The organism is Allobosea sp. NPDC003192 (assembly GCF_050275675.1).
Classification (GTDB): domain Bacteria; phylum Pseudomonadota; class Alphaproteobacteria; order Rhizobiales; family Beijerinckiaceae; genus Allobosea.
In genome coordinates this window covers 223,253-245,505 of the sequence record NZ_JBNNPK010000002.1, presented here as the reverse complement: position 1 = coordinate 245,505, position 22,253 = coordinate 223,253, and the positions used below count along the sequence as shown (strand labels likewise).

General features: G+C 66.4%; 17 protein-coding genes and 1 pseudogene. 14 read left to right on the top strand and 4 right to left on the bottom strand.

The annotated features are described in order from the left end of the window. Window positions 1-46: 46 nt before the first annotated feature. The 6 genes from ACQKLX_RS03890 to ACQKLX_RS03865 all read left to right on the top strand — a co-directional run bounded on the left by ACQKLX_RS03890 (window position 47) and on the right by ACQKLX_RS03865 (window position 8,159). On the top strand, window positions 47-700 hold the full coding sequence (locus tag ACQKLX_RS03890) for a LuxR C-terminal-related transcriptional regulator (RefSeq protein ID WP_427359665.1): 654 nt from the start codon (window positions 47-49) through the stop codon (window positions 698-700). Between the two features lie 125 nt (window positions 701-825). Then, window positions 826-1,545: a hypothetical protein gene (locus ACQKLX_RS03885; protein WP_427359664.1), complete on the top strand. Its 720-nt coding sequence runs from the start codon at window positions 826-828 to the stop codon at window positions 1,543-1,545. 154 nt (window positions 1,546-1,699) lie between these two features. Then, window positions 1,700-1,930, top strand: coding sequence for a hypothetical protein (locus ACQKLX_RS03880; RefSeq protein WP_427359662.1), 231 nt, complete (start codon window positions 1,700-1,702; stop codon window positions 1,928-1,930). Window positions 1,931-2,159: 229 nt separating this feature from the next. Then, a complete protein-coding gene (locus ACQKLX_RS03875) occupies window positions 2,160-4,808 on the top strand; it encodes a hypothetical protein (RefSeq protein ID WP_427359661.1) in 2,649 nt (882 codons plus the stop codon). Window positions 4,809-4,855: 47 nt separating this feature from the next. After that, window positions 4,856-6,742, top strand: a complete 1,887-nt coding sequence (locus ACQKLX_RS03870; RefSeq protein ID WP_427359659.1) for a type I secretion system permease/ATPase — start codon at window positions 4,856-4,858, stop codon at window positions 6,740-6,742. 67 nt (window positions 6,743-6,809) lie between these two features. Continuing rightward, the gene (locus tag ACQKLX_RS03865; RefSeq protein WP_427359658.1) at window positions 6,810-8,159 is read left to right on the top strand and encodes an HlyD family type I secretion periplasmic adaptor subunit; all 1,350 of its coding nucleotides are present in this window, start codon (window positions 6,810-6,812) and stop codon (window positions 8,157-8,159) included. A gap of 141 nt (window positions 8,160-8,300) precedes the next feature. Here ACQKLX_RS03865 and ACQKLX_RS03860 read toward each other — a convergent pair whose 3' ends face one another. The 3 genes from ACQKLX_RS03860 to ACQKLX_RS03850 are packed head-to-tail and all read right to left on the bottom strand — an operon-like array spanning window position 8,301 to window position 13,106. Further along, the gene (locus tag ACQKLX_RS03860; RefSeq protein ID WP_427359656.1) at window positions 8,301-10,355 is read right to left on the bottom strand and encodes a S8/S53 family peptidase; all 2,055 of its coding nucleotides are present in this window, start codon (window positions 10,353-10,355) and stop codon (window positions 8,301-8,303) included. A gap of 10 nt (window positions 10,356-10,365) precedes the next feature. Further along, window positions 10,366-11,487 carry a phosphatase PAP2 family protein gene (locus ACQKLX_RS03855; RefSeq protein ID WP_427359654.1) on the bottom strand — a complete coding sequence of 374 codons (1,122 nt, stop codon included), beginning with the start codon at window positions 11,485-11,487 and terminating at the stop codon, window positions 10,366-10,368. A gap of 20 nt (window positions 11,488-11,507) precedes the next feature. Continuing rightward, window positions 11,508-13,106, bottom strand: a complete 1,599-nt coding sequence (locus tag ACQKLX_RS03850) for a tetratricopeptide repeat protein (protein WP_427359652.1) — start codon at window positions 13,104-13,106, stop codon at window positions 11,508-11,510. A gap of 209 nt (window positions 13,107-13,315) precedes the next feature. Between ACQKLX_RS03850 and ACQKLX_RS03845 the strand changes: the two genes are divergently transcribed. Continuing rightward, window positions 13,316-13,531, top strand: a complete 216-nt coding sequence (locus tag ACQKLX_RS03845; protein ID WP_427359650.1) for a hypothetical protein — start codon at window positions 13,316-13,318, stop codon at window positions 13,529-13,531. Between the two features lie 123 nt (window positions 13,532-13,654). Here ACQKLX_RS03845 and ACQKLX_RS03840 read toward each other — a convergent pair. Next, window positions 13,655-14,104: pseudogene (locus ACQKLX_RS03840) on the bottom strand (HlyD family secretion protein); the annotation flags it as partial. A gap of 566 nt (window positions 14,105-14,670) precedes the next feature. Between ACQKLX_RS03840 and ACQKLX_RS03835 the strand changes: the two are divergent. The 7 genes from ACQKLX_RS03835 to ACQKLX_RS03805 all read left to right on the top strand — a co-directional run bounded on the left by ACQKLX_RS03835 (window position 14,671) and on the right by ACQKLX_RS03805 (window position 22,166). Continuing rightward, window positions 14,671-14,835, top strand: a complete 165-nt coding sequence (locus ACQKLX_RS03835; protein ID WP_427359648.1) for a hypothetical protein — start codon at window positions 14,671-14,673, stop codon at window positions 14,833-14,835. A gap of 159 nt (window positions 14,836-14,994) precedes the next feature. After that, window positions 14,995-15,909 (top strand): LysR family transcriptional regulator, encoded by a 915-nt coding sequence (locus ACQKLX_RS03830; RefSeq protein WP_427359646.1) that lies wholly within the window; start codon window positions 14,995-14,997, stop codon window positions 15,907-15,909. A 227-nt stretch (window positions 15,910-16,136) separates the two neighbouring features. Continuing rightward, the gene (locus ACQKLX_RS03825; protein ID WP_427359644.1) at window positions 16,137-16,607 is read left to right on the top strand and encodes an NAD(P)H-dependent oxidoreductase subunit E; all 471 of its coding nucleotides are present in this window, start codon (window positions 16,137-16,139) and stop codon (window positions 16,605-16,607) included. Beyond that, window positions 16,604-18,175 (top strand): formate dehydrogenase beta subunit, encoded by a 1,572-nt coding sequence (locus ACQKLX_RS03820; protein WP_427359642.1) that lies wholly within the window; start codon window positions 16,604-16,606, stop codon window positions 18,173-18,175. Before ACQKLX_RS03825 ends, ACQKLX_RS03820 begins: the two co-directional genes overlap by 4 nt. Window positions 18,176-18,185: 10 nt before the next feature. Then, window positions 18,186-21,068, top strand: coding sequence for a formate dehydrogenase subunit alpha (fdhF, locus tag ACQKLX_RS03815; protein ID WP_427359640.1), 2,883 nt, complete (start codon window positions 18,186-18,188; stop codon window positions 21,066-21,068). Next, window positions 21,055-21,900 carry a formate dehydrogenase accessory sulfurtransferase FdhD gene (gene fdhD, locus ACQKLX_RS03810; protein WP_427359638.1) on the top strand — a complete coding sequence of 282 codons (846 nt, stop codon included), beginning with the start codon at window positions 21,055-21,057 and terminating at the stop codon, window positions 21,898-21,900. Before fdhF ends, fdhD begins: the two co-directional genes overlap by 14 nt. Continuing rightward, the gene (locus tag ACQKLX_RS03805; RefSeq protein WP_427359636.1) at window positions 21,897-22,166 is read left to right on the top strand and encodes a formate dehydrogenase subunit delta; all 270 of its coding nucleotides are present in this window, start codon (window positions 21,897-21,899) and stop codon (window positions 22,164-22,166) included. Before fdhD ends, ACQKLX_RS03805 begins: the two co-directional genes overlap by 4 nt. The last annotated feature ends 87 nt before the right edge of the window (window positions 22,167-22,253 follow it).

Genomic DNA, 22,253 nt, shown 5'->3' with positions numbered 1-22,253 from the left:
AGAAACGCTCGTCGTCGCGGACAAGCTTGGGCTGCGGCGGCAGAGCTTGACGAGCTTCCTCGGCCCCTGGGCGCAGAGCGCCGGGCTGGAGGTGCTGGGGCTGGAACCTGACGATACCCGGCCGGAGTCGATCGAGACCTGCCGCCTCGTCCTCGTCAATGTCGGCACCATCGGCGGATGCGACGAGTTCCATGGCTGGATCGACTGGGCGCGCTGCCTTGCGCCGGAAGCTGCGATCGTCGTCATCGCTGAGTCCCACGACGCAGAGGACGTGCTGGCGGTCCTCACCCTCGGCATTCGCGGGTTCATCCCTTGCTCGATGGACCCTGGCCTCGCTTTGCAGACGCTCACCTTCATCCTGGCGGGCGGTGACTTCTTTCCGCCGACGGCCCTGCTGAACGTTCAGGACCGGACCGGCCTTTCCCTTCGCGCGCCGTCAGGTGCCCGCGAGGCCGGGGAGCTGACATCGCGCCAGGACGACGTCATGCGCCTGCTTCGACTCGGCAAGCCGAACAAGGTCATCGCCCGGGAGCTCGGGATGCAGGAATCGACCGTCAAGGTCCATGTCCGCCAGATCATGCGAAAGCTCGGCGTGAGCAACCGCACCGAGGCGGCGCTGCTGTCCTCGGCTGCGCAGGCGGATGTCGCCGCGAAGCTCGCATCGGCCCGGAGGCCGGCGCTGTTACGCGTCGAATCCTGACGACTCAAGTCGTACGCGAGCCTAAGTCAAAAGTGGATACGACGCTAACCGGATGATCGCTTTATTCGTCGCTGAGAAGACTAGGAGCAAGTGCTAGAATTACTCAGCGATAGTGGAGGTATGTCATGCGGACAAAGAATGCACCTTCTCCTCTGGAGGATATGTTCGATTCCCTCAGAAGTCAGTTGGCTGATTTCGATCAGCTGCGCGGTTTCATGAGCGCGTTCCGGCAATTCGAACGCGCCATGACCCGGCGAAACGCTGAGGTCGTCGCCGATGACGGCAGCGATGGTGGCCTGACGCTGGACATCGGCGGCGAGGCGCTCGCCGTCGGAGACGGGTCGAGAACCAGAGGCAAGGTCGATGCGGATATCCGCGACCTCGGCGATGTCCGGATCGCCCGCGGCGAGGCTGCTTTCAGCGCGCTGAGCACGGGAGATCGGGATGACACAGTGATCGCCGACACCGACGCTTACGCGGACATCTCGGGTGCGGACTTCGTCTTCACCTATGTCGTCGAGAGCGACGGCGGCCGCTCCGGCCGCAACGGCTCCTGGGCAGGCTCGGAGACGCGTCTCGAGGTCATCGCCATCGACATCGAAGGCTTCGACTTCGCGCAGGGCCCCATGGAGTTCTCTCGCGAGCGCGGTGGCTGCGGCGAAGGCCGCGGGATGCGCCCCGAGGGCGGCCGGCACGCGGGCTTTCAGCTCGAGGATCATGTGGCCGAGGTTTCGGCCACGGCCGACGCCTGGGGCGATGCGGCTTATGCCGGCAGCTTCGTCGACAGCTTCGCCGACGACGGCATGTCGATGGTTGCCGCCTACGTCACCGGCGCCATCGCCTGACACCGCGGCGGGCATTGATCGAACAATAAAAGTATAATAGCTCCTACACCCTAAGTTATATACACCTTCTTACTTCTTTAACTTCAGATATTATCTTTGTATGATTTTCTTGCTGGTGATTACTCCAGTAACCGCAAAATCTAGGAGAGACATCATGGACCAGACTCTTGCGATCGCCTGGGATTTCTACGGCAACACCGACATCTACAGCGACGTGTCGCACAACACCGACATCGACCTGCATCTCGACGGCTACGTCGCCGAGGCGGCGGCCGACGCCGAGGCGTTGGGCGAGAACGTCTACACCTTCGCCGCGACCGAGACGTTCGCCGGCAACGGTGGCGCCAACTCGAACGCCTACTCGATCTCCCAGGTCGACTGCTGAGATCTAGCCGCTGCTGGAGGGGCATGAGCTCCTCCGGCAGCAAGCCAGGTCCCGACGTCCTCCGTCGGGACCTGGTTCTCGGGGCGCCCGCCTCGAGCCCTCCCATGACGACAGGGATACCGGAAGGGCCGAGCCCGGCCTTCCTCGCCGACCTGCTCAATCAACCAACCGAGAGCCGCTCTGCGTCAGTCGGACCGGACCGTGCTCGAACCGACGAGGAGCGCGAGCGATGCCCCCGATCAAGCGGATTTTGACGAACGGCCGCGATAATTTCAGCCTTTCGCAGGCCGGCTCGCATGCGATCTACGGCCTCGACGGCGACGATTCGATCTCCGTCGGCATCCGCGTACGCGACCTCGATCCCGACTTCCTGTACGGCGGCAGCGGCAACGACATCCTGTCGGGCGGCCGGGCCAATGACCGGCTCGCCGGCGGCTCCGGCAATGATCGCCTCGACGGTGGCGACGGCAACGACATTCTCGACGGCGACGCGGACGACGCCGACCAGGACGGCATCCTCGATCCGGCGAGCTTGAACGACGAGGTCGGCGGCGCCGACTATCTCGACGGCGGCATGGGCGACGACCTCATCTTCGGCCGCGGCGGCGACGATGTCCTCTCCGGTGGCCTCGGCAATGACAGCCTGTTCGGCGGCGGCGGCAATGACCGGCTCTCGGCCGGCATGGGCGACGACATCCTCGACGGCGGCAGCGGCGACGACACCCTTCTCGGCTCCTTCGGCCGCGACAGGCTGCGCGGCGGCACTGGCGACGACGTCCTCGACGGCGGCATGGACGACGACCTCTTCTTCGGAGATGCAGGGGCCGACACGATCCTCGGCGGCATGGGGATCGACACGGCCGATTATTCCGCCTCGCTGGCGGGCGTCTTCGTCCGCCTGTCGAGCGACATCGCTGGTGTCGGCGGCGACGGCCAGGGCGACATCCTGCGCGAGGTCGAGAACCTGTTCGGCTCCGGCTTCAACGACATTCTGGTCGGCGACGGCGAGAACAACATCCTGCGCGGAGGTGCCGGCGCGGACGTGCTGGACGGCCTGGCGGGCGTCGATACCGCCGACTACTCGACCTCGAGCCGCGGCGTCCTCATCCAGCTTCGGCCGGATGGGCTGACGCAGGCCGCGACCTTCAACGGACAGCCCAATGGCGATGCGGCAGGCGATACGCTCGGCAATATCGAGAACATCGTCGGCACGGCATTCGCCGACGTGATCATCGCCGACGTCGCCGTTGCCGGCCGCCCGAACACCTCGACCGCCAATCGCCTCGACGGCGGCGCCGGCAACGACACGCTGGATGGCGGCGCCGGCAACGACACGCTGATCGGCGGCACGGGCGCCGACCTCCTGGTCGGCAACTCCGGCGCCGACACGGCCGACTATTCCGGCTCGGCCGCGCCGGTGAACGTAGTCCTGAACCTCTCGACGGTGGTCAACCCGGCGCTTGCCGTCGCCAGTTCGGGAGGCGACGCGCAGGGAGACCGCCTGCTTCTCGTCGAGAACGTGATCGGGACGGCGGGAGCCGACACGATCACCGGCAACGATGCCGCCAACATCATCGCGGGCGGTCGCGCCGCTGACATCCTCGATGGCGGGGCCGGCAGCGATACGGCGGACTACCGCACCTCCGCCGACGCCGTGCAGGTGAATCTCGGTGTCCTCATCCAGGCCGGTGGCGACGCGCAGGGCGACCGGCTCACCAGCTTCGAGAACGCCTTCGGCTCATCGGAGGCCGACACGCTGACCGGCAACGCGGCCGACAACCTCTTCCGCACCGGCGGCGGCGCCGACATCGTGGACGGCGGGGCCAACGGGGCGGCCGGCGACACGCTCGACTACATCGAGTCGCTCGTCGGCGTCACCGTCGCGCTGAGCGCGACGGGCGAGACGATCGGCATCGGCGGCCATGCCGAGGGCGACCGCATTCGCGGCATCGAGAACCTGTTCGGCTCGGCGCTGAACGACGTCCTGACGGGCAGCGACGCGAACAATCTGCTGCGCGGCGATGCGGGTGCCGACAGGATCGACGGCGGCGCCGGCATCGACACGGTCGACTACGCGACCTCGACGGCCGGCGTCACGGTGCGGCTCGGTGGCCCGGTGTCGGGCGGCCATGCGACGGGCGACGTGCTTCTCAACATCGAGAACGTCAACGGCTCGATCTTCGACGATCGGCTCGGCGGCAACGCTGCGGCGAACACGCTGATCGGCGGTGCAGGCATCGACACCGCCGATTACTCGGACGCAGCCGGCCCCGTCCAGCTCGCCATTCGACCCGACGGCATCATCGGCCAAGGCGGTCCGGGCGCGGCCGGAGATCGCCTGGGTGGAATCGAGAACCTCGTCGGCAGTGCCTTCGACGACCTCCTGATCGGCGACGTCGCCATTCCCGGTGCCCCGGTCGTCGCGACGGACAACGTGCTCGAAGGGCTGGCCGGCAACGACCAGCTCCGCGGCGGCGGTGGCAACGACACCCTGCACGGCGGAATCGGCAATGACCGTCTCTTCGGCGAGGCCGGCAACGACATCCTCGACGGTGGCGACGGCTTCATCGACCTGCTGATCGGCGGCGACGGGACCGACGAGTATCGCAACGCGACCGGCATCGACTACATCGCCGGCTACCAGGCCGGTGAGACGATCCGGCTCTCGAGCCTCGGCGACAACGCCGCGAGCATCACCCTGGTCGATCTCTCGACGATCGGGCTCGGGACCGGCACGGACTATGCCCTCGCGCTGAACGGCTCCGCGCAGACGACCTACGTCCTTCTCGGAACCAGCGATGCCGACGCGGCGCAAACCTCCGCGGACACGATCTTCGCCAGCGGCGCGATCGTCGTCGATCCGACCATGCTCGCGTGAACGCGGCAAGCCGTCCCGCGAACCGACAACACTCGCGGGTCCCCATGATGAGCTGGCCTCGTCCAATGGCCGAGCGGCTCCAGATCAGGGAGCGTCCGATGAAGGGCAAGTCGCTGGTGAGAACCTCCCTCTGGCGGGAGACAGAACTCGATCGCACGCTCGGCTCGTGCCGCTTCGCCCTCGGCGGCCTCGCGGTCCTCAGCATCGCGATCAACCTGCTGATGCTGGCGACGCCACTCTACACGATGCAGGTCTACGATCGCGTCCTGACGTCGGGGCATGTCGAGACGCTGATCATGCTGACAGGTGTCGCGCTCGCGGCCTTGCTCCTGCTTGGCGCCATCGATGCCCTGCGCACGATGCTGAGCGTGCGGATATCGACCTGGGTGGCCGCGACGCTGGGACCGATCTATCTCGCCGGCGGCGTGCGGGCCCGGGTCCATGGCGACATGGCCGGTGCGCAGCCATTGCGCGACATTGCGCAGGTCCAGAGTTTCATCACCTCCCAGGGACTGCCGGCATTCCTCGATATGCCCTGGGTGCCAGTCTTCTGCCTGCTGATCTGGCTCCTCCATCCGGCGCTCGGCGTTCTCGCGGTCGGCTCGGCCGTGGCCCTCGTGCTCCTGGCGATCGCGAATGATGTCCTGACCCGCAAGGCGACGCAGGCGGCAAGCATCGCCCAGATCGGTTCGAACAGCTTCGCCGAGGCCGTCATTCGCAACGCCGAGGTCGTGCGCAGCATGGGCATGATGGGCTCGCTCGGGCAGCGCTGGCGCGAGCAGAACGACGAGGTCCTGAATGCACTCGGCCAGGTCGGCGAGCGGAGCGGCATCCTGCTCGGTCTGATCAAGTTCGTTCGCTTCGCGGTGCAGATCGGCGTCCTGGCGCTGGGCGCTTGGCTCGTGGTCAAGGGCGGCCTGACCGGCGGGACGATGATCGCCGCCTCAATCCTGCTCGGCCGCGCGCTCGCGCCCGTCGAGCAGGGCACTGGCGCCTGGCGCGCCTTCCGGAACGCCTGGTTCGCCTATCAGCGCCTTCAGGCCCGGGCGCGCTCTGTCGGTCCCGAACCGGAGCGCATCCGGCTGCCGAGGCCGGAAGGCATGATCAGCCTCGTCGACGTCACGCTGGCCATCCCGGGCGTGCGCGAGCCCGTCCTGCGCAATATCAGCGTCTCGTTCAAGCCGGGCGAGGCCGTTGCGGTCATCGGCCCCTCCGCCTCCGGAAAGAGCAGCCTTTGCCGTCTTCTGGTCGGCATCCAGGCGCCGAGCGCCGGCACCGTGCGCATCGACGGATCGGACCTCCAGCACTGGGATCGCGGCCAGCTCGGCAGCCATGTCGGCTACCTGCCGCAGGATGTCGAGCTGTTCGCCGGCACGGTGAGCGAGAACATCGCCCGCATGGAGCCATCGCCGGACGAGGATGGAGTCCTGGCCGCTGCGGCGCTGTCGCGCGCCCATGTCGTCGTCCAGCAGCTTTCGAACGGCTACGAGACGCAGATCGGCGAAGGTGGAGCGCGCCTCTCGGGCGGCCAGCGCCAGCGCCTCGGCCTTGCCCGCGCGGTCTATGGCGATCCCGTGCTCGTGGTCCTCGACGAGCCGAATGCCAACCTCGATCAGGCCGGTGAAGCGGCTCTCGCCGCCGCCGTCAAGGATCTGAAGGAGCGCGGCGTTGCCCTGGTGATCGTCGGCCATCGTCCGTCGACTCTCGCGGAAGCCGACAAAGTCCTCGTCCTCCGGGAGGGCCGGATCGTGCTGTTCGGTCCACGCGAAGAGGTCCTCAAGGCCATGCAGGTGCGGTCGGCGGAAGCGGCGCGCGGCCGGGATGCGACCCTGGAGGAGGCCGATCAGCCGGAGGCTGCGCCGTCCGTCCTGCCCGCCGACAGCCCCGAAAGCGGCCAGCGGGTCCTCGCCGCGACCGAAGCCGTCATGCACTAGCGGATTTGGTTCGTCGGTTGTCTTCGCGCGACCGCTTCGCCCGAAAATGCTCCAGGGAGGGTCTGACATGTCGCGAACAAGAGCACTCACGATTCTGGCCGAGCCGGTGCCCACAGTCGATCCGGCGGTGCTGAGGCGCAGCCTGCGCGGCCCGATGCGGCTTGCATTCCTGGTGATCGCCGTCTTCCTGGTCGGGCTCGGGACCTGGGGAGCGCTGGTGCCGCTCGCTGGCGGCGCCGTGGCGCCCGGCATCATCAGCCCCGACGGCAGCAAGCGCACCGTGCAGCATCTGGAGGGCGGGATCGTCGAGACGATCCATGTCCGCGAGGGCGACCAGGTCGTCGCGGGACAGCCCGTGGTCGAGCTCGCGAGCTTGCAATCGCGCGCCGTCTACGAGGGACTCCTCGGACAATACCGTTCCGCGCTCGCGACACAGTCGCGCCTCCTGACCGAACAGGCGGGAGCCTCGTCCATCACCTTCGCTCCGGAGATCGCGGATGATCAGGGCGATCCCGTCCTGAAGGCGGTGCTCGACGGCCAGCGGCAGCTCTTCCGGACCCGCCGGGAGGCCCACGCCGCACGCCGCATGGTCCTCAATCAACGCATCGAGCAGCAGAACGAGCAGATCCGCGTCCAGCGGTCGCTGGTCGAAAGCACGCATCTGCAAGGCGAACTGCTCAAGGACGAGCTCCAGGGCAAGCAAGTACTGTTCACCAAGGGCACGATCGCCAAGCCCGAAGTCCGCCGGCTCGAGCGGGCACTCGCAGAGATCAAGGGCCGGAACGGCGAGGCCCTGGGTACGATCGCGCGGATAAAGGAGCAGATCGGCGAAACGAAGCTGCAGATCGTCTCCCTCGATGCCGAGCGCTCCGACGAGATCGCCACCAGGCTGACCGAGGTCCGGGTCGAGATCAGCACTCTGCGCGAGAGGCTCGTCGCCAGCCGCGACGTGCTGAAGCGGACGGTCGTCACTGCTCCGCTCGACGGCAGCGTCGTCAACCTGCGCGCCAAGACGGTCGGCGGCGTCATCCGGACCGGCGAGGTCATCCTCGACATCGTGCCGACCAATGAGGTCCTCCTGATCGACGCCCGCATCGCCCCGACCGATGTCGATGTCGTGCATGTCGGCCTGAAGGCGCAGGTCAAGTTCCCCGCCTTCAGCGCCCGCAGCCTGCCCGTCATCGCCGGAACCGTCAGGACCGTCTCAGCCGACCGGCTGACCGACGAGCGGACGGGGCTGCCCTACTTCCTGGCCCGCGTCGAGGTCGATCGCAGCGAGCTCGAAAAGCTGCCCAAGGTCCAGCTCGTCGCCGGCATGCCGGCCGAAGTCCTGGTCGTGACCAGCAACCGCACCATGTGGGCCTATCTGCTGCAGCCGTTGCTCGATGTCGTCTGGCGCGGGATGCGCGAGGTCTGAGGGCGCCGCGGCCGGGCATGCGCCATCACGCGCGTCGCCTGGTCGGCGTGTCGCGCGTGGCGGCCGCCCCTTTCGGAGCGGCCGCATCGCTGCGGGATGAGGAATGTGGGATGCGCAGCATTGCGCGCCCTCGTCGGCTTGTCAGACGAGATAGCCGGCTCCGAGACGCGCACGCGCCTGATCATCGTCGTAGTCCGGGATCGATCCGCCGACGAATGGCCGCCAATGGCTGTTCAGCAGGCCTGGGAGGCTCCCGTCTTTCGGGGCACCGCCGCCGTCGAGATAGGCCGACGCCATGGCGCGCGCGACCTGCGGAGCGGCAGTGCTCGTCCCGCTCAGGCGAAAGACGCTGCCGGAGCGCGTGCCTGCTCCGATCACACCGAGCACCGCCGGATTGGTCTCGCTGCGGGCGACGCAATGGACGCCGGCGAGGGCCATCTCCGGCATCGCGACCTCCGCGGCCGAGCTGTAGAAGGCCGGTCTCAGGGTCTCACCGACATAACCGCCGACCACCGTGACCTCATCGTGTGTCGCAAGGCCGTTGATCGTTCCGTAGCGCTGCACGAAGGCACCGGGGCCGGTCCGGCTCGGACGGCGCGGATCGCCGCCATGAGCCGGGTCGTCGAAATAGCTCTGCCGAGCCCCGACCGCATAGCCGAAGGGGTTGATGTCCCGCTGGATGCGGCAGGCGATCGGGCCACATGCCAGGATCCCGGTCAGTTTCGTGAGCTCGAGCCGCCACAGGCCTGAAGCCGCAGCCGCGTGGGCCGGGTGGTCCTTCGCGGTGGGCGCGAGCGCAATCACGATCCGCCGGCGCGCCGTGCCCGTCCTACTCGGGCAGATCTCGAAGCTGACCTGGCCGAACGGCGCCGAGGTGCCGATCGCAAGGTCGACGTGCCGGCTCGCCCTGAGAGAGCCGGGCCGTTGATCGAGCACGATCCGGCCGGCAGGGTCGCGCAGCGCCAGGTTCATCTTGCCGAAATCGGCGCCCTCGGGCAGCCAGATTTCAAGATAGTTCGGCGTGCGATCGGCCGGCTGAAGCCGCCATGGCACAGCGAACCCGGCAGTCTCGTTCAAGCTACGCGCCCTCAGCATCTCCGTCGAGATCTCACCGAACAGGCGCGACTCGAAATCGTTCCCCGCCGGCATCACCAGATGCGTCGGCGCGAGCTTGTTTCGATCCTTGACCAGGGCGTTGATCGCGCGCTCGAGCAGGTCGGTGCCGTCATGCGGACCGCCGCTGAAGCCGTAGCTGAAATTGATGACCAGCGGCAGGCTGGCGAGACCGTGGAGCCGGGCCAGTCGATCCGCCCGGTCGAAGATGTAGTGGAAGGCGGAGAGGACGAAGAAATCCTTGCCTAGCCCGGTCGTGTCGATTGTCGTCGGCGCCGGCAACTGCACCGCGATCAGCGCCAGATCGTCGAGCGCTCTTTCCCCGCCCTTGCGGGACTGCGGCTGCCCTCCCGCAGTACCGAGCACATGCGATCCATGCGTCCCGAAACGACGCGTCGTGCCCCCGGAGAAGACGCCGCGCTCTGATCCGATGGCGGCGTAGAGACGGTCCTCGTCGCCGGCGGCGCTGTCGATCGAAGCCTGGATGTCGGCCCCGAGCAATTCGCGACCGACCAGCACTGTATGCTCGGTCTCCTCGCATGATGCATCGGCGCCCTGGAGCCAGAGGCAGGCGAGCCGGGAGCGGCCATCGCTGCCTTGCAAATCGCGGTGAGCGAAGGCGATGCCATCGTCGATCACGGCCATGATGGCGGCAGGGCGTGCACGACGTCGACCGCCGAGGCACAGGCGCTTCTCGATACGGGTCGGGCAAAAGCCTGCATTGAGGCTCGATTCCGGAACGGGCGTATTGATCCGGAACTCCGCCTGCCTCCAGCCGCCGAGGACGCTCCTGAGATCGGCCGCGATCGCCGCCGGGCCGGCCGTAACGCAGCCCTGGTGCGAGGCCGTGCGCATCAGGAGCGGCAGGTCGACGAAGCCGTCCCCGTCGCGCTCGCCCTGCCAGAGCGTCGGCGTCAGAAGCGCGGGCGCCGCCATGATTCTCGCGATGTCGGCCCGTGGGCGCCGGGCCATCAACGACACCAGCCGGCTCGCGGCGGCGCAGGACCCGGCGAAGGATTGCTGGCGTCCGGAGCCGTAGATCCAGCGGGCATAGGCACCGAGCTCGAACGTCTCCCGGATCATCGCCTTCCCCTCAGCCGAGCCGGAACTCGTCCAGAGTCTTGTCCCAGAGCCATTTGAAAAGGGGGCTGGGCTCCCCGTCCGGCAGCGACTCGCCGCGTTCCAACCCTGTCCGCTCCGACGCGACCTCGCCGTCCCAGAGGTCGGGCCGGAACTCCGAGGCGAAGAAATCGATGTTCTTCGCCCGGTAATGGAGCGGCTGAAGCTCGGCCGCCACGCCGCATTTGCGCAGGATGAGACGGCCGACCGCTTCGCCCGTGGCGGCTCCGGCCCAACTGTCGATCGGGTAATGCACCCCTGCCACCGTCCGGTTGGCGGCGATGCGCTCGGCCTGCTTGAAGACGAGCTGGGTCAGGAGCCGCGGATTGCGATAGTGGCCCATCGCGGCCGTGGCCTGAAGCAGCCCCTCGAGCACAGTCGCGACCGAGAAGGCTTCCGTCGCGTGCCCGCTCGGCAAGGTCGGGTGCGCCGGTGTCGGTATCATCGGCATGACGGCGCCGAGCTTGTCCGGCCTGCGGCAGGACAGATAGTGCTTGGGCAGCATGACGATATGGGATGCGAGCACCTGGGCGATAGAGATGAGTTCGACCGTGCGCGGGTTACGGGCCGCCGTCAGTCCGAGGATGCTGGCGAAATAATCGGTGGGATAGCCGACCTGCGACAGGATCTCGGCACCGCGCTCGCCGCGCAGATCCATATAGTCGCGCACGAGGGCGACCTGGTCGACGAAGAGCGAGAGCGGCGGCCGTTCGATCGTCAGGATCGGGCCATCGCCGAGCCGCAGTTCGAAGGCGGGCGTAGTCGCGGCGGACATCCGCCAGTCGATGTCTCGCAGCAATTCGGTAATGTACAGCGAAGCCCTGACCCAATTGGCATAAGCCGGGAGGTTGCTCGGGCTGCCGGCCGGCAGGTCGGCTGCTTCGCCGGGGCCGCTCGCCGCATCGGCGATGTGCAGCAGCCCCTGGGCCGTCTGGATCAGACCGTCCGCCGTCAGAGGATCGGCCGCGGGGCTTGGCGTGAAAGCGCCGAGACCCGCCAGGCCGGTTCCGCCGCCGCTGCCGAAGCCGCCAAATCCACCGAAGCCACCGAAGCCCCCGAATCCTCCAAAGCCGCCAAAACCACCAAATCCGCCCATGTTTCTCTACTCCGCTTGGCTCAGGGGATGCCGACGGCGCGGAGCGCCCTGACCATCCGCTGACCTGTTTCGCAAGCAGCAGCCGGGTGCGTCCGGCAATAGTCGTCGAGGGTGAAGCGCGGCTGGCGCCGCATCAGCTCGTGTCCAGCCTCGCGCGCTTCATCGCCGCGATCGAGATAGTGAAGGGCGGCGATCCTCGCGCGCAGCGTCGGGATGTGCCGATCGTTCAGGCTCAGCGAGCGGTCGGCATATTCGAGTGTGGATTCGTAGTCCTCGACCGCCAGATAGGCAGCGGTGGTCAGCGAATCGTAGAAGTAGCCGAAAGGGTCGAGCGGAGAGAGGCGCCGAGCCCGCTCGGTCGCCTCCACCGCCCTGACGCCCTCGTCCTGGAACGCATGCAGCACGCCCTTCAGCAGCCAGGCGATGGCGCAGCTCGGGGTCGTGTCGATGGCGAGGTCGTAGCGCGCAGCCGACAAATCGAGCCGCTTCTTGAGATTGGTCTGCGCGAAGCCGTCGATCGTCAGGCAGAAGGCATTGTCGGGCTCGAGTTCGAGCCCGCGCGCCGTACTGGCGAGGGCAAGGCCGATCTCACGATCGGATTCAGTGCTGAAGCCGTTGAAGACGCTGAGCACATACCATTTGCCGAGCCAGGCGTGGATCTCGGCCGCATAGGGCGCGCGCCGCAATGCCTCCTCGATCAGCGTGCGGGAATAGGCGAATTCGTGCAGCGTCAGCCGGTGCATCAGGGCGACGCCCGCGATCAGCAGGCGATGACCGTCGATCCGGGCGGGCTCCTGGTCCCTGACATGGCGCAGGGCCTCGTCGGCGATGGAGGTTGCGACGCGCGACAGCACGATCTGCACGAAGTCGGCCGCACGTTCCGTGAAAGTGGCGGCCGGAATGTGGAACTGCTCGGTCCAGAGGAGTTGGCCCGACGCCGTGTCGATGAGGTCGGTGTCGAGTACGATGGCGCCGCTCACGCGATGCAGGCTGCCATTGACGCAGTAATCGGTCCTGAGCTTCGCGCGGACCGCCGCGATGTCGATGGTCTGGCGCACGAATTCGCGCCCCGACAGATGCGAGATGACGGCGATGAGGCGGGAACGCCCGAGCGAGCGGCAGACCTGCTCGGCGAACCAGTCGCCAAGCGCGGCATCGACCGGATCGGCGCCGAGTGCGGTGAAGGGGAGCACCGCGACGACCGGCTGGACCGGCGAGCGCAGGGCGCGGGAGCTGACGTAGAGACCGCCGATCTGGTCGGGGTTCGCCCGAATGCCCTCGGCCCAGGCCGCGAACCCCTTCTCGCGCACGTCGATGCCTTCGAGGAAGATGCCGTCCTCGATCCGGCCGAGAAACCGGACCTTGCGCAGGTCGAGCGTGATGTCGCCATGGGTCGCATCGAGTAGTTCGGTGTACTCGTCGCCCATCTGCTGCTTGATGTCCGACAAGGCCCGCCTGAGGCTCTGCCGGCCCGTATCGTAGCAGGTCGTCCCCCAGAGCGTGGTCTGCAGGAAACTGCGCGTGCGGCGGCCGAATGGAGCCGTCGCCAGGAGCGCGAGCAGAGCGCGATGCTTGACACCGGTGATCGAATATCCGTCGGGCCGCGCAGAGCGTATCAAGCACGGACCGAAAAGAGACATCTCAAGGAGAGGCGAAGTCATCCCGGTGACCTTTCCTGCTTGATACTGCCTCTTGGGAACTCGAAGCCGCCTCTAGGGAAGGATCATTTCACCGATGCTGCTGCGGACCAAGCCGGTTCACGCTTTTTTCACGCCCGCCCCGCGCGGCCATGTGTAACGTTCCGCGTATGAAATTGGACAAATGCGACATGGCCACTTCCGGCACCAAGGCGAAGGGACAAAAGCCCGGACGGAAGCACCCACCAGCGCCACGAGACGTCCTGGATTTTCATCTTCGATGGTCCGAGTTCAGAACGCTGGCGTGCTCGCTGGCCGAGCGACCCGAATTGACCGAGCCGGAGCGGGCCGTCGTCCGCTGGCTCACCGAACTCGCGGACCGCGTCGGGCCGCGCGACCTCGGCTGATCGAACCTGTCGTCCCGGGGCGTTTCGGGAGACCAGCATCAAAGCCGCGTACAATGCGACGACGACGGATCAGATGCCGCTCATGATCTTTCTTCCCCTCCGCGCTGATGGGCCTGCGCGCCATCAGAACGGATTGAGGCAGTTCATGATGGCGATCTGTCTCAGGACGACTTTGCGGATGACATGGGTCGACTTGACGCGGTCAGTGAAGATCGCCGCCGTTCCGGCGCTTCCCGCCGGAAGAGAACGGACGAAGGCCTCATCGTCGAGCCTCACCCGCACCACGAAGGGCGCGGCCGGAGCCACCGCAGTGCCGGAGATTCGGACCTGTTCGGTCGCGAGAGCCTGCAGGATGCTCTCGACCTTGCCGATCTGCACCGTCCCGGGCGTCATCTTGAAGGTCAGTTCGACCGGCTACCCCGGCACGAGATAGCGCGCGCCGAACTGATTGACCTCGACGCCGACGATCATGTCGGAGGTGTCGACGAAGGCCATCACCGGGGAGAGTGACAGGCTGGCGACGCGCGCACCCTTGCGCAGGGCAAGATTGGTCACGTAGCCGTCGGCGGGCGCGACGCGATACGAATACACAATAGAATGCCTTCATTAAATTCTACAAAAACTTCTCTATTATAAGGAAAATCATAAATTCGACTCAGTGAATCTTGTATCTCCGACACTGCATTGCGATATCATCATAAGATTCTATTTGTTCGCAAGGAAAAATTACTGATTGGCGCGAATGAGCGGCCATTAAACACAGACTGCCCTTTACGCCCGGGCCCGAAGGCTTCACGAACTTCTTCTTCCAAGCCTAAAGCGAGCATGGGTTCCCCAAGGACCACCGGTCCGGCGCGGCAAACTGAATTCCTGACGCTCGTCCGCCCCCTGGTCGCTGACGACTGGGAAGCACACCAGCGGCGTGTCTAATCCTGCCTGGGCTGATCGTCAGGCCGTCGACAGTCCCGGCCACGGAGCGTCACGGGAACGTGAGCACCGGCCCTGGCACCGCGATGTTGGAAAGTTCCGTGCGGTGACTAGCTCAACCGAGGGCGACCCAAGTCAAACAGGAGATTGTCATGCTTTCACGCAAGTTGACCGCCCTCGCGGCGGCGCTTTTGCTTTCGGGAGCAAGCTCCATGGCCTATGCAACCGAACTCGGTGCCGAGAGCATCGTGCACGAGCAGGCCCAGAACCAGCGCGCGCTCGCCGAACAGGCGCAATACCTCGCCTATCACGACCATTTCAAAGGCGCGGAGAGCCAGCCGGGCCGCGGTGCGGGCGTGTTGCCGCATCACAACTGAGCCCTCGGCATTCGTCGGGAAGGGGCCGCCCCGGCGGCCCCTTTTCGTTGCTCCTATCGGAAACCGCCAGAATCTGGAAAGACTGGCCGTGACGCGCCGCGCGAACTGGGAATTGAGCCGGAGTTGGCGCCGTTCGACAGGAACGCCTGAGATGCGGCCATGATCATCCGCCAGCTCGTCTATCTCGACGCGCTCGCCCGCGAGAAGCATTTCCGCAAGGCGGCCGAAGCCTGCCATGTCTCGCAGCCGACGCTGTCGGCGGCGATCGTCCAGCTCGAGGAAGAGCTCGGCGTGCTGATCGTCGAGCGCGGCCGGCGCTTCCAGGGGCTGACCAAGGAGGGCGAGGCCGTGCTCGCCCATGCCAGGCGCATCCTCGCCGAGGCCGACCTGATGAAGGAATCGATCGCCGAGCTGCGCGAAGGTGTCAGCGGCCGCATCCGGCTCGGTGCGATCCCGACCGCCCTGCCGATGATCGCGCACATCACTGCGCCGTTCTCGTCACGTTATCCCGAGGTCTCGCTGACCGTGCTGTCGCTGACCTCCGCCGAGATCCAGCAGCGCATCGACGATTTCGAGCTCGATGTCGGCCTGACCTATCTCGACAACGAGCCGCTCGACCGGGTGATCTCCAAGCCGATCTACCTGGAATCCTACGTGCTGCTGACGCGCGAGGACGGCGAATTCGGCGAACGCGATACGATCACCTGGGCGGAAGCGGCCGAGCTCAAGCTCTGCCTGCTCACCTCCGACATGCAGAACCGGCGCATCATCGACGGCATCTTCCGTTCGGTCGGGCAGTCGCCGCGGCCGGCGATCGAGACCAATTCGATCTTCAATCTCTGCTCGCATGCCGGCATTCAGGGCGTGGCCAGCATCGTCTCGATCCAGTTGCTCGAATTCTTCGGCGTCCCGATCGGCACCAAGGCGCTGCCTTTGGTCGAGCCTGCCGCGCAAAGGACCATCGGCCTGATCGTCGCCGACCGTCAGCCTTTCGCTCCCCTGGCACGCAACCTCCTGATGATGACGCGCCCGGTCGCTGAAGCCGCGCTCCCGAGGCGGTCGATCGTACGATAGCCCTGCCCTATCGCGTCGCAGCGCGCGTTTTTTGTGCGCCGCAAAATTGCGTGATAATCGATGCTTATCAGCCAGATCGTGCTATACTCGGCTGAGCCTATCCGCGCTTTGGCCATTTTTGATAGCTTTTATCTATCGTACGGTTGGAACAAACGATTTGAAGCTGTTCCAAGCTTAGTTCTCAATTCCTCCAATCGAGAGCCGAAGCGGCTGGGGACGGAGGAGACATGGCGGCATACCCGGCCTGGGACGAAGACGGCGCTCGCTTGATCATCGCGGGGCTTTCGCATCTCGAAGGAGCGGCCCTGCCGATCCTGCATGCGCTGCAAGATGAGTTCGGCTATGTCGACCCCAGGGCCGTGCCGCTGATCGCCGACGCGCTCAACCTGTCGCGGGCCGATGTGCACGGCACCATCTCCTTCTATCACGACTTCCGCACGGCCCCGCCGCCGCGCCGGATCGTCAAGCTCTGCCGGGCCGAAGCCTGCCAGGCGCTCGGCTGCGAGACGCTGGTGCAGGATCTGGCCCGCGATCACGGCATCGTCGTCGACGCTCATGCCGGAAGCCATGATGCGGTGGTCGAGACCGTCTATTGCCTCGGCAATTGCGCGCTCGGTCCGTCCGCTCTGGTAGAGGGTGAGTTGATCGGCCGGATCAATGCCGACCGCATCGCCGCCTTGTGCGGAGCGCGGCAATGAGCGAGGCAGTCCGCATCTATGTGCCGATCGACGCCGCCGCCCTCTCGGTCGGGGCGGAAGGCGTGGCGCAGGCGATTGCGAGGGAAGCGCAGGCTCGCGGTCTCGACGTCGAGCTCATCCGCAACGGCTCGCGCGGCATGCTCTGGCTCGAGCCGATGGTCGAGGTCGAGACCTCGGAGGGGCGGATCGGCTATGGCCCGGTCATGGCCAAAGACGTCATCGGCCTGTTCGAGGCCGGCTTCCAGAGCGGGGGCGCGCACGCCTTGCGCCTCGGTCCGGTGGAGCAACTCGACTGGCTGAAGCGCCAGCAGCGCCTGACCTTCGCGCGCGTCGGGGTCACCGACCCGCTCTCGCTCGCCGACTACCGCGCCCATGACGGGCTGAAGGGCCTGGAGAAGGCGCTCTCGCTCACCGGCGCTCAGATCGTCGAGGAAGTCCGTGAGTCCGGCCTGCGCGGCCGCGGCGGCGCCGGCTTCCCGACCGGAATCAAGTGGAAGACCGTCCACGACGCGAAAGCGAAGCAGAAATACATCGTCTGCAATGCCGACGAAGGTGACAGCGGCACCTTCGCCGACCGCATGCTCATGGAAGGTGATCCCTTCCTGCTGATCGAGGGCATGACGATCGCTGCGATCGCGGTCGGCGCGACCAAGGGCTATATCTATCTGCGCTCGGAATACCCGCACGCCCACAAGGCGCTGCAGCGGGCGATCCTGAAGGCGCGCAATGCCGGTGTGCTCGGGCCATCCGTGCTCGGCTCGGGCAAGGCCTTCGAGCTCGAAGTTCGGCTCGGGGCCGGCGCCTATATCTGCGGTGAGGAAACCTCCCTGCTGGAAAGCCTGGAAGGCAAGCGTGCCATCGTCCGGGCCAAGCCGCCGATCCCGGCTTTGCAGGGCCTGTTCGGCAAGCCGACCATCGTCAACAACGTGCTCTCCTTCGCCGCGGTGCCGTGGATCCTGACCCATGGTGCCAAGGCCTATGCCGATTACGGCATGGGCCGCTCGCGCGGCACATTGCCGGTCCAGCTCGGCGGCAATGTCAGGCGCGGCGGACTGATCGAGCTCGCCTTCGGCATCTCGCTGCGCGAGATCATCGAGGATCTGGGCGGCGGCACGCTGTCGGGCCGCCCGATCCGGGCGGTGCAGGTCGGCGGCCCGCTCGGGGCCTATCTCACCGTCAAGCAGCTCGATACCCCGATGGACTACGAAGCGCTGGCCGGCATCAAGGCGATGCTCGGCCATGGCGGCATCGTCGTCTTCGACGACAGCGTCGACATGGCCAAGCAGGCCCGCTTCGCCTTCGAGTTCTGCGCCAAGGAGAGCTGCGGCAAGTGCACGCCCTGCCGCATAGGCGCGACGCGCGGCGTCGAGCTGGTCGACAGGATCATCACCGGTACCGAGCGGCCGAAGAATCTCGCCGTGCTGCGCGATCTCAACAGACTGATGACCGACGCCTCACTCTGCGCCATGGGCGGGCTCACGCCGATGCCGGTGATGAGCGCGCTCAACCATTTCTTCGAAGATTTCGACCGCCCGCCGGCACCGAAGCTGCCGCTGGCGGCCGAGTGAGGAGACATCGATGAGCCTGATCAAGGAGATCGATTTCGGAACGCCGATCCGTGTCGCCGAGAAGACGGTGACACTGACGATCGACGGCGAGAGCGTCACCGTCCCGGCCGGCACCTCTGTGATGGCCGCGGCGATGAGCCTCGGCACCAAGATCCCCAAGCTCTGCGCCACGGATTCGCTCGAACCCTTCGGCTCCTGCAGGCTCTGCCTGGTCGAGATCGAGGGTCGGCGCGGCACGCCCTCGTCCTGCACGACGCCGGCCGAGGACGGCATGGTCGTGCGGACGCAATCGGAGAACCTGTCCTCCTTGCGCAAGGGCGTGATGGAGCTCTACATCTCCGATCATCCGCTCGACTGCCTGACCTGCTCGGCCAATGGCGATTGCGAATTGCAGGACATGGCCGGCGCGGTCGGCCTGCGCGAGGTCCGCTACGGCTATGACGGTGAGAACCACGTCAAGCCGGCGGCGATGGACGGCTACGCCAACGAGAACTGGCTGCCAAAGGACACCTCGAACCCCTATTTCACCTACGACCCCAGCAAGTGCATCGTCTGCAATCGCTGTGTGCGCGCCTGCGCCGAGGTGCAGGGCACGTTCGCGCTGACCATCACCGGCCGCGGCTTCGATTCCCGCGTCGCCGCCGGCCCGACCGATTTCCTCGGCTCCGAATGCGTCTCCTGCGGCGCCTGCGTGCAGGCCTGCCCGACGGCGACACTGATGGAGAACAAGGTGATCGAGCTCGGCCAGCCCGAGCATTCCAAGGTCACCACCTGCGCCTATTGCGGCGTCGGCTGCTCGTTCAAGGCCGAGATGCAGGGCGACCGCGTCGTCCGCATGGTGCCCTACAAGGACGGCAAGGCGAACGAGGGCCATAGCTGCGTCAAGGGCCGCTTCGCCTGGGGCTATGCGACCCATCAGGACCGCATGACCAAGCCGATGATCCGCGAGAAGATCACCGATCCCTGGCGCGAGGTCTCCTGGGACGAGGCGATCAACTACGCCGCCAGCGAGTTCAAGCGCATCCAGGCCAAATATGGCCGGGAATCGGTCGGCGCCATCACCTCCTCGCGCTGCACCAATGAGGAGGTCTTTCTCGTCCAGAAGCTGGTGCGCGCCGCCTTCCGCAACAATAATGTCGATACCTGCGCCCGCGTCTGCCACTCGCCGACCGGCTACGGCCTCAAGACCACGCTCGGCACCTCCGCCGGCACGCAGGATTTCAAATCGGTCGCGAAATCCGACGTCATCATCGTCATCGGCGCCAACCCGACCGACGGCCACCCGGTCTTCGCCTCGCGCATGAAGAAGCGCCTGCGCCAGGGGGCCCGGCTCATCGTCGCCGACCCGCGCCGCATCGATCTCGTCAAGTCGCCGCATATCAAGGCCGATCATCACCTGCAATTGAAGCCCGGCACCAATGTCGCGCTGCTCAACGCGATCTCCCATGTCGTGGTGACCGAGGGACTGATCGCCGAGGATTATGTCCGCGAGCGCTGTGATCTCGCCGATTTCGAGCTCTGGGCCCGTTTCGTCGCCGAAGAACGCAACTCTCCGGAGGCGAGCGAGGAATTCACCGGCGTGCCCGCTGCCGATGTCCGTGCGGCGGCGCGGCTCTATGCGACCGGCGGCAATGGCGCGATCTATTATGGCCTCGGCGTCACCGAGCACAGCCAGGGCTCGACGACGGTGATGGCGATGGCCAATCTCGCCATGGCGACCGGCAATATCGGCCGCGACGGCGTCGGCATCAATCCGCTGCGCGGCCAGAACAATGTCCAGGGCTCCTGCGACATGGGCTCGTTCCCGCATGAGTTCTCCGGCTACCGCCACGTCGCCGACGATGCGACGCGGCAGGTCTTCGAGATGATGTGGGGCGTGCCGCTCGATGCAGAACAGGGCCTGCGCATCCCCAACATGCTGGACGAGGCTGTCGGTGGCTCCTTCAAGGGCCTCTATGTCCAGGGCGAGGACATCGCCCAGTCCGACCCGAACACCCAGCACGTCACCGCCGGCCTCGCGGCGATGGAGTGCATCGTCATCCAGGACCTGTTCCTGAACGAGACGGCGAAATACGCCCATGTCTTCCTGCCGGGTTCCTCCTTCCTGGAGAAGGACGGGACGTTCACCAACGCCGAGCGCCGCATCAACCGCGTCCGCCAGGTGATGGCGCCGCTCTCCGGCAAATCGGAATGGCAGGCGACGATCGACCTCTCCCGCGCCCTCGGCTACGAGATGGCCTACGGCCATCCCAGCGAGATCATGGACGAGATCGCCAGGCTGACGCCGAGCTTCGCCGGGGTGAGCTACGACAAGCTGGAAAAGCTCGGCTCGGTGCAGTGGCCCTGCAACGACAAGGCACCGGCCGGCACGCCCCTGATGCATGTCGACCGCTTCGTGCGCGGCAAGGGCAAGTTCATGATCACCGAATACGTGCCGACGCAGGAGCGCACCGGCCCGCGCTATCCGCTGATCCTGACCACCGGCCGCATCCTCTCGCAATACAATGTCGGCGCGCAGACCCGGCGTACTGAGAACCAGGCCTGGCACGACGAGGACATGCTGGAGATTCACCCCTTCGACGCCGAGAGCCGCGGCATCAAGGACGGCGATCTCGTCGCGCTCGCCAGCCGCTCCGGCGACATCTCGTTGCGTGCCGAGATCACCGAGCGGGTGCAGCCGGGCGTGGTCTACACCACCTTCCACCATGCGCAGACCGGCGCCAACGTCGTCACCACCGACTATTCCGACTGGGCGACGAACTGCCCGGAATACAAGGTCACGGCGGTCGAGGTCCGCAGGACGAATTATTATTCCGAATGGCAGGAACGCAATCGCGAGCAGGATGTCTCGCTGCGCCTGATCGCGGGACGCTTGCCCGATGCCGCGGAATAGCCCGCCTGCCCAGCCACCGGCGAGTCATGCGGTCCACGTCCGGACCGTGCGCTTCGACGCGGCCGACCAGGCCCTCGATGCGAGTGCCGAGGTCGCGATCGAGGCGCCCGTCAACATCGTATATGGCAATCTGCCCTACGCGGTGATGATGACGACTCCCTCGGACCTGGAGGACTTCGTCGCCGGTTTCAGTCTGACCGAAGGCATCGTCCGCAGCGTCGACGAGATCAGAGGGATCACGGCCACCCCGCAGCAGGATGGCATTGTCGTCAGCGTCGAGCTTGCGCCCGGCCGTTTCCGCGAGCACCTCGCCCGCCGCCGCAACCTTTCGGGCAGGACCTCCTGTGGGCTCTGCGGCGTCGAGGGGTTGGCCGATCTGCCGACGGCGGAAGCGCGCGCAGCCGCCGCTACGCCGATCGCACCCGCGGCGGTCGGCGCTGCCCTGTCCGCCTTGGAACGCCAGCAGCCGCTGCACCGGCTCACGCGCTCGGTCCATGCTGCAGCCTGGTGCGATCGGAATGGTACGATCCTGGCCGTGCGCGAGGATGTCGGCCGCCACAACGCGCTCGACAAGCTGATCGGCGCCCGCCTGCGCGCCGGCCACGACGCAAGTGACGGCTTCGTCCTGGTCACCAGCCGCGCTTCCTTCGAGATGGTCGAGAAGGCAGCGATCTTCGGAGCGGGCATGCTGGTCTCGATCTCGGCGCCGACCTCGCTGGCGATCGAGCGGGCGAACGCGCTCGGCCTGACCCTGGTCAGCATCGCGCGCGCCGATTCCGCGACCGTCTTTGCCGGGCGCCTCGCCGACCCCGTGGAGAGCGAAGCGAGATGATCGAGGCCACGAGCAGCGAAGTGATGCACCGGGATCATGCGGGCGAGAACCTCGCCAAGCTCGCCCTTATGGCCAACCAGATTGGCGACTTCTTCAAATCCTATCCGGAGGAGCAGGCGGTCGCCTCGATCGCCGACCACATCAACCAGTTCTGGACGAAGCGCATGCGCGAGGATTTTCGCGCCGGCTTCGCGAAGGATGCGTCACCCCTGTCTCCGCTCGTGCGGCAGGCGCGCGCCAAGATAAGGCCCGCGCCAAGCGGGTAAGTGGCCGCGACGGCCGATCAAGCGTCGCGAACAGGCAGTTGCAGCGCGCCGGGCAGCCCCTCGGCGCGAACGGCAGCGCTTTGGGGA